A 10,838-nucleotide genomic window follows, 5' to 3' on the forward strand; every position below is an offset into this window, starting at 1 on the left:
CCGGCATGCGCCCCGACTCAGTGGCCGCCGGCACCCTCCCCCGCCGCGGGCTCCGCCCCGTCACCGTGGCGGTCTCGACCGAGCTGGCGCCGTACCGGCCCGGCCGCGAGCGGGTCGGCCTGCGCCCCCGGCTGCGGTCCATCGCCACCGCGACCGCCGGCATCGCACTCACGGGAGCGCTCCTCGGCGGCGCCGCCCTCGCGACCTATGCCGCGACCAATCCCGAGAGCACCGGCACCGTCTGCACCGACCCGGCCGTCCTCGGCGGGCGGATCAGCGAGCAGTTGGAAGACGGCGAGATCATCGAGAGCTGGTGCGCCGACGGCGGCGGCTACGTCGCCGCCACAGTGGACTTTCCGGGTGGCTCCGGCGGCGACGGCGAGGGCTCGACCGAGCGCCGCGTCTGGCGCATCGAGGGCGACGAGCTCGTCGCCGTCACCGGCTGCACCGACACCGCGATGCCCCCCAGCATCATCGAATTCCTCGACTGCACCTGACCCCGCAGGGCCGCAACCGAATGGGACCTGAAGCCGCCTGAAGGCGGCTTCAGGTCGTCGTCGGTCCCCTATTCCCTTTCAGGCTTCGGCAAGAAACCGCCGAATGCGGCTACGGACTTGTTCGCGTACGCCGAAGTGTCGCCGCGCTCCATAGGACCGTCCCAAGTGGTCGGCAGCGGGGCGCGGTCGGGGAGGATGCGGGACACGATGCGGTCCAGGGCCTCCTCGGCCTTGCCGACCCACAGGTGGCCGCCGCCGGCGATCTCCACGACCTCGGCCTGGGGGACCGGGGCGAAGCGCTGCTTCGCCTCGGGGTACTGGAGGTAGTCGTCCTGCTCGGGGATGAGCGCCAGGAGCGGGCGGCCGTCCTCGGCCCAGCGCTCCAGGTCGTCCTCTTTGGAGTAGCGGAGCGGCGGGGAGAGCAGGACCGCGCCCTCGACGCCCGGCTCCAGGCCGTACTTGAGGGTCAGGTCGGTGCCGAAGGACCAGCCGACCAGCCACAGCCGCGGCAGCTCCGCGAACTCGGCGTACTCGACCGCGGCGGCGAGGTCGAAGCGCTCGCCCACGCCGTGGTCGAACGCGCCCTGGCTGGTCCCCTGCTGCGACTCGGTGCCGCGCGTGTTGAAGCGCAGCACCGCCATGTCGGCCAGCGCGGGGAGCCGCCAGGCGGCCTTGCGGAAGATGTGCGAGTCCATCATGCCGCCGTGGGTGGGCAGCGGGTGGACGCACACGATGGTCGCCTCGGGCTCGCGGTCGGCGGGCAGGGCGAGTTCGCCGACGAGTTCGAGCCCGTCGGCGGTGTGGAGCGTGAGCGCCTCGCGTCGTGCGGGGAGCATGCTCGCGGATCTGATGACAGCCACGCCGGAATTATCCCCGGTGGCGGGGGTGCGGGACCACCCGCTGTGTCACAGGGCTCAGGGCCTCAGCGCCAGCGGCCGGGCCTGCGGCGGTCGCGGGCGTTCCAGCAGCCGGTGTGCCAGTGGCGGCGGTCGTCGCCGTCGCCGTCGTCGGCCCAGGCGACGACATGCGGTGTGCCCGGCTGGATCTCCAGGTCGCAGCCGGGGCACCGGTAGCTCTTCTCGGCGCCCGCGCCGGGGATGCGGCGCACGCGGACGGGTCCCCCGGGACCGTCCACGAGGCTCGGGTCCTGGGCGCCGGAGGTCGGCCGCCGGGGTTCGTCCCGGCGGCGGTTCTTTCGGGGCACGGTCGGGCCTAGGCGCGCGGCTCGTCGTCGTCGGCCGCGGCGGCCGCTTCAGCGGCGGCTTCGCGCGCGACGCGCTCGTTGAGTCTCCTGACGTGCTTGTTCATCCCGCGGATGAGGAAGATCGTCACGACGACGAGGAAGACGGTCACGAACAGCCCGAGCGGCCCGGCCATCGCCTGGTCGCGTTCCGGCCCGAACTCTTGTGCCAGGATCTCGATTCCCACGACCCAACCGTATCCCGGCCGCTCAGGACTCGTTCAGCGCCGGGAGCCGCCAGTCGACCGGCTCACCGCCCTGCTCGGCGAGGAGCTCGTTGACGCGGCTGAAGGGCTTGGAGCCGAAGAAGCCGCGGCGGGCGCTGAGCGGGGACGGGTGGGCGGACTCGATCGAGGGGATCGCCCCGAGGAGGTCCTTGAGCTTGCGGGCGTCGGCGCCCCAGAGGACGGCGACGGCGGGGCCGCCGCGTTCGGCGAGGGCCTTGATGGCCTGCTCGGTGACGGGCTCCCAGCCCTTGCCGCGGTGGGAGGCGGGGGTGCCGGGGGCGACGGAGAGGGAGCGGTTGAGCAGGAGGACGCCCTGCTTGGCCCAGGGGGTGAGGTCGCCGTTGGCGGGGAGGGGGTGGCCGAGGTCGTCGCGGTACTCGTTGAAGATGTTGACGAGGCTCTTGGGGATGGGGCGGACGTCGGGGGCGACGGCGAAGGACAGGCCGATGGCGTGCCCGGGGGTCGGGTAGGGGTCCTGGCCGACGATGATCACCTTGACGTCGTCGAAGGGCTGCTGGAAGGCGCGGAGGATGTGCTCGGCGGCGGGGAGGTACTTGCGGCCCTCGGCGACTTCGTTGCGGAGGAACTCCCCCATCTTGGCGACGTCGTCGGCGACGGGGGCGAGGGCCTTGGCCCAGCCGGGTTCCATGAGTTCGTCAAGCGTTTTGGTCATGCCTCAGATGCTAGGACCCTCCACCGACACGAAGTACCCCGCGTCGCGCAGGGCCGCAACGATTTCGGTCGTGTGTTCGGAACCGCGGGTCTCGATCGAGAGGTCGACGGAGACTTCGCCGACGCTCAGGCGCGGGTCGGAGCGCTGGTGGTAGACGTCGACGATGTTGCCGCCGTAGCGGCCGACGAGCCGCAGCACGGAGGCGAGGGCGCCGGGGCGGTCGGCGCAGCGCAGGCTGGCGCGCATGAAGCGGCCGGAGGCGCCGAGGCCGTGTTCGATGAGGCGCATCAGCAGGAGCGGGTCGATGTTGCCGCCGGAGAGGACGGCGACGCACGGCTCGTCGTAGGCGACGGAGTAGTTGAGGAGGGCGGCGTAGGCGGTGGCGCCGGCGGGTTCGACGACGAGCTTGTTGCGTTCGAGGAGGGACAGGAGCGCGCGGCTGATGTCCTCTTCGGTGACGGTGACGATCTCGTCGACGAGGCTGGCGACGTGGGCGAAGGGGACGTCGCCGGGGCGGCCGACGGCGATGCCGTCGGCGATGGTGTGCATCTTGTCGAGCTTGACGGGCTTTCCGGCGGCGAGGGAGTTCGGATAGGAGGCGGCGCCTTCGGCCTGGACGCCGATGATGCGGATGCCGGGTTTGAGCTGCTTGGCCGCGGCGGCGATGCCGGCGATGAGGCCGCCGCCGCCGACGGAGGTGACGATGGTGGCGGTCTCGGGGAGCTGTTCGAGGATCTCCAGGGCGATGGTGCCCTGGCCGGCGACGATGTCGCGGTGGTCGAAGGGGTGGATGAGGACGGCGCCGGTCTCGTCGGCGAAGCGGTGCGCGGATTCGAGGGCGTCGTCGACGGTGAGGCCGCCGAGGATGACGTCGGCGCCGTATCCCTTGGTGGCGGCGACCTTCGGGAGGGGCGCCGACTCGGGCATGAAGACGGTGGAGCGGATGCCGAGGGTGGAGGCGGCGAGGGCGACGCCCTGGGCGTGGTTGCCGGCGGACGCGGCGACGACGCCGTGCTTCCGCTCTTCTTCGCTGAGGCCGGAGACGCGCATGTAGGCGCCGCGGATCTTGAACGACCCGGCGCGCTGGAGGTTCTCGCACTTGAGGTGGACGCCGTCGAGGACGGGGTCGCGCGAGGGTTCCAGCGGGGTGCGCCGGACGATCCCGGCGAGGGCGTCCGCGGCTTCGCGGACGTCGGAAAGGGTCACGAGCTCCGTCACGCCTCGATGGTAGTGCCCGCGGTGCGGAGGGTGGCCGCACGGCGTCCGCGGGAGGGTTGGAGACGGCCCCGCGAATACCCGCAAGCGGTTGCCCGAATCGGGCCCGAGGTCCGGAATGTCGATTCCGAACCCCCTTGGGCGGCAACGGCCCGGTACCGAAACCGCAGGTCGCACCTAGCGTGAATCGGTGTTCACCTCTCGTGACAGGGGGTGACCCCCGTTACTCAACGAGACCGGAAGGCTTAAGCTACGAACAGTCATCCCTTAACCATGGCGAAGCTCGCGAGTCATCGACCGGCAACGCCCGCCCAGCGCCGCCGCCCCGACCATCACCCGTCCATACCCTCGAACCCCTGGAGTCAACGGTGACTGCTGTCACGCTGAAGAACGTCTCAAAGGTGTTCCCCGGCGACACCCTGGCCGTGGACTCGCTCAGCATGGAGGTCAACCACGGCGAGTTCCTCGTCCTGCTGGGACCCTCCGGCTGCGGCAAGTCCACCGTGCTCCGCATGGTCGCCGGACTCGAGACGCCCTCCGACGGCGAGATCCTCCTGGACGGCGAGTTCGCGAACGACCTGCCCCCGCGCGAACGCAACGCCGCCATGATCTTCCAGACCTTCGCGCTCTACCCGCACATGTCCGTCGGCGACAACATCGGCTTCCCCCTCAAGCTCGGCAGGAACAACGGCGCCCAGTCGGTGCCCGACGCCGTCGGCGACATGGCCGGGGCCCTGGGCATCTCCGACCTCATCGACCGCAAGCCCAGCCAGCTCTCGGGCGGCCAGCAGCAGCGCGTCGCCATGGGCCGGGCCCTGGTGCGGCGCCCGCGGCTGTTCCTCATGGACGAGCCGCTGTCGAACCTCGACGTGGGCCTGCGCGCCGAGCTGCGCACGGAGATCTCCTCGCTGGTGCGCCGCCACGACGCGACGACCCTGTACGTCACGCACGACCAGACCGAGGCCCTGACGATGGCCGACCGGGTCGCGGTCATGCGCAAGGGCGTCCTCCAGGACGTCGGCACCCCCGACGAGGTGTACGAGCGGCCCGCGACGATGTACGTCGCCGCGTTCCTGGGCACCCCGCGCATGAACCTCCTCGAAGCGCGCGTCAACGTGTTCCTCGACCGGTACGTCGCGCTCGACTTCGGCGACCAGGAGCTGCGACTGCCCTGGCACGACCTGCGCGGCCGCGCCGTCGCCCGCTACCACGGCGAGAACATCGTGGTCGGCATGCGGGCCGAGGCGCTCGCGCCGGTCGCCGAGGGCCACCCGGGCCAGTCGATCCAGGGCCGCGTCCGCTTCTACGAGCACCACGGCCACGAGACCCTCGTGTTCCTCGACATCGGCGCGACCGCGGTCGTCCCCGACGGCATCGGCGACAAGCCGGACCTGGCGCGCAACGGCTCGAAGCCGCGCCGGCGCCTTGGCGGCCTGTTCTCCGGCTTCGGGCAGGCGCCCGCCGAGCGCCGCGAGACCGACTCCGGGCCGATCCGCAAGCCCGCGGACCTCGTCTTCCGGCTCCCGCCGCACATCCCGGTGTCCGCCGGGCAGCCGATCACCGTGGCCGTCCACATGGACGCCCTGCACTACTTCGACAAGTACGGCAAGCGGATCGACGTCGGCTGGACGCAGCGCGCATAGGCGAAGCGAAGGGGGCCCTCCGAGGAGGGCCCCCTTCCGCACGTCCGTTTTAGCCGAGGAACTTCTCGGCCTCGACGATCTTCACGGAGATCTCGATGTCCTTGGGGGTCTTGTAGGCGACGGTCTCGCCGATCTTGTGCCCGAGGATCGCGGCGCCCAGCGCCGAGTCGGGGCTGTACACCGTGAGGTCGGTGGTCGCGGCGATCTCGCGGGAGCCCAGGAGGAACTTCTCGGTGTCGTCGGGGTCGCCGTCGAAGGCGATGGTGACGACGGTGCCGATCTGGATCTCGTCGCTCTCCTTCGCCTCGCCCACCTTCGCGTTCCGCAGCAGGTCCTGGAGCTGGCGGATGCGGCCCTCCTGCTTGCCCTGCTCGTCGCGGGCGGCGTGGTACCCGCCGTTCTCCTTGAGGTCGCCCTCCTCGCGGCGGGCGTTGATCTCGGCTGCCATGAGCGGCCGGTTCGCGATGAGCTCGTCGAGCTCGCTCTTCAGGCGGTCGTAGGCCTCCTGCGTCAGCCAAGTGCCCTGGTTCGTCTCGGTAGCCATGTCTTCTCAATCCTCCGAATAGTGCGATCCGTGGTACGGGTTCCCGCCTCGGCGCGCCGCGCCCGGCGCGGGCCCCGGATAGCGAAAGGCCCGCCGACCGGGATGCGGTGCGACGGGCCGTAAGTCTGCGTTCAGTCCGCCTGCCAGCACCTCAGTACTTCACCGGTATTGACGTCGCCCTCCACGGGGAGGACGTAGGTCGTCTCCACGCGCGTGGACTGGTCCGCCGGGATCTCGACCTCGGCGTAGCCGATCTCGGCTCCGGCGAGGTCGCGGGACCGGACGGCGCACGTGGCGCCCTCGCCGGCCGGCTTGTAGACCTCGAAGGTGATCTCGACCTGTCCGGGGACGGCGTCGTCGAAGGCGAGCAGGCGCTCGGAGACCTCGTCCTGGCCGTACGACTCGGTGAGGAGCCAAGCGGTGACGACGCCGGCCGCGATGACGCCGAACGTGAGGACCGCGGTCGTCGCCGGGCGGCGCCGGGAGGGCTCGCGGCGGCGACCGTAGCGACCGTCGGGGAAGGACACAGGGGCCGTTTCCGGCACGCGTCCATCCGTGGTCTGCGTCTCAGTCATTGGCGCGGCTTTCCTTCGCGATCAGCGGCTTCGCCGCCGGGAGTCCGGATTCCGGGAGGAACCGGGAAGCAATGATTATCGAGTATCGTTGCACAGAATGCCGGAGCCGACAACTACCGCAGTGCGCGAGTCGGTCCGAGCGCCCGAATCCCTGTCTCCCAGCCAGCGAGGTCGACTGCTGTGACGAACCGAAGCACACTGCGCCTGATGTGCGTGCACGCCCACCCCGACGACGAGTCGAGCAAGGGCGCCGGCATGATGGCGCGCTATGTGCGCGAAGGCATCGAGGTCCTCGTGGTCACGTGCACCGGCGGCGAGCGCGGCGACGTCCTCAACCCGAAGATGGACCGGCCCGAGGTCCAGGAGAACCTCCCGCGCATCCGCAGCGAGGAGATGGCCCGCGCCCGCGAGATCCTCGGCGTCGAGCAGCACTGGCTCGGCTTCACCGACTCCGGCCTGCCCGACGGGTGGCTCCCCGACTCCGGCATCGACCTCCCCGAGGACGCCTTCTACCTGGTGCCCACCGAGGAGGCGGCCGCACCGCTGGTCGAGATCATGCGCTCGTTCAAGCCCCACGTGGTGACCACGTACGACGAGGAGGGCGGCTACCCGCACCCCGACCACGTCAAGACCCACGAGATCTCCGTCGCGGCCTTCGACGCCGCCGGCGACCCCGAGCGATACAAGGACCGCGGCGAGCCGTGGCAGCCGCTCAAGCTCTACTACAACCACTCGTTCGGCAAGGCGCGCATCGAGGCCCTGCACTACGCGATGGTCGACGCCGGACTCGACTCCCCTTACAAGGAGTGGATGGACGCCGGCGACTGGACCCGCGACAAGGGCGAGCGGGTGACCACCCGCGTCGAGTGCGCCGAGTTCTTCGGGATCCGCGACGCGGCCCTGAAGGCCCATGCGACCCAGGTCGACCCGGACGGGTTCTGGTTCGCGGTGCCGCGCGCGATCCAGGAGAAGGCGTGGCCGACCGAGGACTACGAACTCGTCGAGTCCCGCATCGAGACCCGGCTGCCCGAGGACGACCTCTTCGCCGGACTCCGCTAGCACCGCTTCATCGATTCACTTGGGCCCCAGGGGAACCTGGGGCCCCTTTTTCCACTTGCGACGACGTCGGCGACGGCGGATCGTCCCCTTCCGCGCACCCTCCGTGAGGAAACAACTGTCGGCCTCCCGACACCACGGTGTATTTCTCCGGAAAGTGCGAGAACCTTGCTGCAAGCGCGCTCCCGCGGGATACCGTGCGGGAGAAACGGGCCGCACCCAGGCCCCGGATGCACTCTCACGCGGAGGCGGGCGCAGAACGGAGGTGGCCCCATGGTCAGTCGCGAAACCTCGCCGGCTCGGACGAAGTCGTTCGTCGGCAGTCTCCTCGTCGCCACGCCTACACTCCAGGACCCCAACTTCGACCGCACCGTCGTCATCGGCGTCGGACACGAGTCCGACGGCGTGCTCGGCGTGGTCCTCAACCGCGCCACCGAGCGGAAGGTCGCCCACTACCTCGACCAGTGGGCCCTGCTCGCCGGCCACCCCGCCGTCCTGTTCGAGGGCGGCCCGGTCCAGCCGGACGCCGCCATCGGGCTCGGCTGGCGCAAGGCCGACGCGCCCTTCTCAGAGGCGTTCCGGCCCGTCCTCGGACGGCTCGGCACCCTCGACCTGTCACGGGACCCCGACGAAGTGGCCCCGCTGCTGGAGGGCATGCGCGTCTTCACCGGGTACGCCGGATGGGCCCCCGGGCAGCTGGAGTCGGAGATCGACGCCGGCGCCTGGATGGTCTTCGACGCGCTCCCCGCGGACCCGTTCTCGGCCAGCCCCGAGGACCTGTGGTCGATGGTGTGGAAGCGCCAGGGCGGCATGCTCTCGGCTGTCGCGCACTACCCGGCCGACCCGGCGATGAACTAGGAGCCGGGCCGCCAGGCCATGAGGATGACGACCGCGGTGTAGAAGACCAGGTTGAGGCCCGACAGGGCCAGGAGCCGGCCGCGGTGCTGTTCGAGCGCCTCGCCGTCCATGACGCCGTGGGCGTCCTGGAGCTCCTTGCCGATGCGCGCGAGCACGCCGGGGATGACGGCCGCGCCGTTGACGACCGCGACGACGTACAGCGTCGTCGCGATGATGAGCCACGCGTCGGCGAACGAGTAGCGGTCGCTGGTGGTCGTCACGAGCACCCCGAACAGGGCCGCGACCAGCGTCAGCGCGTTGAAGAGCATCGTGCGGCGCCCCGCCTGGTGCACGCGGTCGCCGTCCCGCTCGCGCAGCCCGCGCTCGCCGAGCCAGGGCAGCAGCATGGCCGGGCCGACGCAGATCACCACCGTCAGCACGTGCAGGATCACCAACAACGTGTGCATACTGTGATCTTACGGACATACACGTCATCACGCCGCCGGAACACCTGTTCCCGGGGCACGAGAAAGGCCGGGACGCTTCCGCGTCCCGGCCTGTCGCTTGTGGAGCTGCAGGGAATCGAACCCTGGTCCTCCGCGGCCTTCGTGAGGCTTCTCCGGGTGCAGTCCGCTGTGCCTTTTATCGAGCCCCACCGATCACGCGGACGAGTCGGTGTGACGGGCTCTAATCGCCGAAAGTCTCGGACGACGTCCCAGCGATCAAGACGTCGGCCACAGCATCCTAAGATGATGCCGCTGATCCAGGGCGGATGCGCCCCTGGAGCGGCAAACTTCACACTCGCTTAGGCAGCGAGGGCGAAGTCAGTGCGTTGCTTTGCGTTGGCACTTATTGGTTTCCAACATCGGTTTACGAGACGGCGTTGGCTTCCTCGACCCGCTTCCCTCACGTCAACGTACGGAGTCGAAACCGATCAGCCCCTGGATGGGTGCCAGGTGCAACGTCGAGTGAGTGTTCATCACCCTGTTCAGTTGTGCGGTTGAATCCTACCCCCCTGCAACGGGCGGGGGCGAACCGATATTCCCGCTAGCCCTGGCGGCCGCGCTTGGCGGCCACGCCGGCGGCCCGCTCGATCTCGCGGTCGGCCTCGCGCTTGGCGATGGCCTGCCGCTTGTCGTAGTTCTTGCGGCCGCGCCCGAGCCCGAGCTCCATCTTGGCGTACCCGTTGAGGAAGTACACCGACAGCGGGACCAGCGTCAGGCCGGCCTCGTCGAGCTTCGGCGCGAGCCGGTCGAGCTCCGAGCGGTGGAGCAGGAGCTTGCGGATGCGCCGGGGCGGGTGGTTGGTCCACGTCCCGTAGTCGTACTCGGGGATGTGGAAGTTGTGGACGCGGGCCTCGCCGTTGTGGATCTCGGCGTACGCGTCGACGATGTTCCCCCGGCCCTGGCGCAGGGCCTTGACCTCGGTCCCGGACAGGACCATGCCGGCCTCGTAGGTGTCCAGGATCTCGTAGTCGTGGCGGGCCTTCCTGTTGGTCGTCACCACCGAGCGCTCGGGACCCGAGTGCTTGACCTTCTCCTGCTTTTTCTTGGACACGCAGCAAGCTTAACGATCGAACATTCGTATGGCCAAGCACATTTACGGCTTCGCAAGCGTGCGCCGTGGCTACCTTATCGGCACAGGCAGGAAGGAAGGTAGTTGACGGGATTGACGCGCTCGCCGTGGACGCGGACCTCGAAGTGGAGGTGCGGGCCGGTGCTGTCGCCGGTGGTGCCGACCGCGCCGATGCCCTCGTCGCGGTCGACGCGCTCGCCGTAGTCCACCCAGATGCTCGACTGGTGCGCGTAGCAGGAGGTGACGCCGCCGCCGTGCGCGATGCAGGTGAGCTTCCCGTAGCCGGAGCTCCAGCCCGCGTAGACCACTTTCCCGGAGGCTACGGCGTGGATCGTGGTGCCCGAGCTCGCGGCGAAGTCGGTGCCGCCGTGGAGGCGCGCGTACCCGAAGATCGGGTGCATGCGCCAGCCGAAGTCCGAGGACTTCCAGCCGTCGACGGGCACGACCCAACCGCCGCCGCCCCCGGAGGACGAGCCGCCGCCGGAGTCGCCGTCGTCATCGTCGTCATCGTCGTCCTCGCGGCGCAGCGCGTCGGCGAGGCGCTCGGACTCGGCTTCGAGCTCGTCGTAGTCGGCCTGGGCGTCGTCGCGGGAGTCCTCGGCGACCGCGAGCGCGGCCTCCTGGTCGGACTGGAGCTGCTGGACCGCGAGCTGCGCGGCGGCCGCTTCTGCGGCGCGGACCTGGGCGTCGGCGAGGGCCTGCGCGGCGGCGACCTCGGCGGCCTCGGCCGCGGCCTGGGCGGTGGCGGCGGTGTTC

At 70.3% G+C, this 10,838-nt stretch carries 14 protein-coding genes and 1 other RNA gene; 4 read left to right on the forward strand and 11 right to left on the reverse strand.

The window, feature by feature from the left end:
- Positions 1-497: hypothetical protein (locus DI269_RS16165; RefSeq protein WP_157975035.1), on the forward strand; the 497-nt coding region annotated here is incomplete at its 5' end.
- 68 nt (positions 498-565) lie between these two features.
- On the opposite strand, the gene DI269_RS16170 is transcribed toward DI269_RS16165, so the two are convergent.
- The 5 genes from DI269_RS16170 to ilvA form a co-directional block, all read right to left on the reverse strand.
- Positions 566-1,333, reverse strand: coding sequence for an alpha/beta hydrolase (locus DI269_RS16170; RefSeq protein ID WP_112137607.1), 768 nt, complete (start codon positions 1,331-1,333; stop codon positions 566-568).
- Between the two features lie 86 nt (positions 1,334-1,419).
- A complete protein-coding gene (locus DI269_RS16175; protein ID WP_112137609.1) occupies positions 1,420-1,701 on the reverse strand; it encodes a hypothetical protein in 282 nt (93 codons plus the stop codon).
- Between the two features lie 8 nt (positions 1,702-1,709).
- Positions 1,710-1,925, reverse strand: a complete 216-nt coding sequence (locus DI269_RS16180) for a hypothetical protein (RefSeq protein ID WP_112137612.1) — start codon at positions 1,923-1,925, stop codon at positions 1,710-1,712.
- Between the two features lie 22 nt (positions 1,926-1,947).
- Positions 1,948-2,637 (reverse strand): uracil-DNA glycosylase, encoded by a 690-nt coding sequence (locus tag DI269_RS16185; RefSeq protein ID WP_112137615.1) that lies wholly within the window; start codon positions 2,635-2,637, stop codon positions 1,948-1,950.
- Between the two features lie 3 nt (positions 2,638-2,640).
- Positions 2,641-3,855: a threonine ammonia-lyase gene (gene ilvA / locus DI269_RS16190; RefSeq protein WP_112137618.1), complete on the reverse strand. Its 1,215-nt coding sequence runs from the start codon at positions 3,853-3,855 to the stop codon at positions 2,641-2,643.
- Positions 3,856-4,220: 365 nt separating this feature from the next.
- Here ilvA and DI269_RS16195 point away from each other — a divergent pair, with 365 nt between their 5' ends.
- Positions 4,221-5,495: an ABC transporter ATP-binding protein gene (locus DI269_RS16195; protein WP_112137620.1), complete on the forward strand. Its 1,275-nt coding sequence runs from the start codon at positions 4,221-4,223 to the stop codon at positions 5,493-5,495.
- Between the two features lie 49 nt (positions 5,496-5,544).
- On the opposite strand, the gene greA is transcribed toward DI269_RS16195, so the two are convergent.
- Both greA and DI269_RS16205 read right to left on the reverse strand, forming a co-directional pair.
- Complete coding sequence (gene greA / locus DI269_RS16200) at positions 5,545-6,039, reverse strand: transcription elongation factor GreA (RefSeq protein ID WP_112137623.1); 495 nt, start codon at positions 6,037-6,039, stop codon at positions 5,545-5,547.
- A gap of 131 nt (positions 6,040-6,170) precedes the next feature.
- Positions 6,171-6,614, reverse strand: coding sequence for a DUF4307 domain-containing protein (locus DI269_RS16205; protein ID WP_112137626.1), 444 nt, complete (start codon positions 6,612-6,614; stop codon positions 6,171-6,173).
- A 207-nt stretch (positions 6,615-6,821) separates the two neighbouring features.
- On the opposite strand from DI269_RS16205, the gene mca reads away from it, so the two are divergent.
- Both mca and DI269_RS16215 read left to right on the forward strand, forming a co-directional pair.
- Positions 6,822-7,673: a mycothiol conjugate amidase Mca gene (mca, locus tag DI269_RS16210; RefSeq protein ID WP_112137629.1), complete on the forward strand. Its 852-nt coding sequence runs from the start codon at positions 6,822-6,824 to the stop codon at positions 7,671-7,673.
- A 270-nt stretch (positions 7,674-7,943) separates the two neighbouring features.
- Entirely contained in the window at positions 7,944-8,528 is a 585-nt protein-coding gene (locus DI269_RS16215) for a YqgE/AlgH family protein (protein WP_112137632.1), read from the forward strand.
- Here DI269_RS16215 and DI269_RS16220 read toward each other — a convergent pair.
- The 4 genes from DI269_RS16220 to DI269_RS16235 all read right to left on the reverse strand — a co-directional run.
- On the reverse strand, positions 8,525-8,974 hold the full coding sequence (locus DI269_RS16220) for a DUF2269 family protein (protein ID WP_112137635.1): 450 nt from the start codon (positions 8,972-8,974) through the stop codon (positions 8,525-8,527). The genes DI269_RS16215 and DI269_RS16220 overlap by 4 nt on opposite strands.
- A 97-nt stretch (positions 8,975-9,071) precedes the next feature.
- Positions 9,072-9,449, reverse strand: a transfer-messenger RNA (tmRNA) gene (gene ssrA / locus DI269_RS16225).
- A 105-nt stretch (positions 9,450-9,554) separates the two neighbouring features.
- The gene (smpB, locus tag DI269_RS16230; protein ID WP_112137637.1) at positions 9,555-10,064 is read right to left on the reverse strand and encodes an SsrA-binding protein SmpB; all 510 of its coding nucleotides are present in this window, start codon (positions 10,062-10,064) and stop codon (positions 9,555-9,557) included.
- A gap of 74 nt (positions 10,065-10,138) precedes the next feature.
- Positions 10,139-10,838: M23 family metallopeptidase (locus DI269_RS16235; protein ID WP_157975036.1), on the reverse strand; the 700-nt coding region annotated here is incomplete at its 5' end.

Origin of the sequence: Glycomyces dulcitolivorans (assembly GCF_003265355.1) — a bacterium.
GTDB classification, from domain to species: domain Bacteria; phylum Actinomycetota; class Actinomycetes; order Mycobacteriales; family Micromonosporaceae; genus Glycomyces; species Glycomyces dulcitolivorans.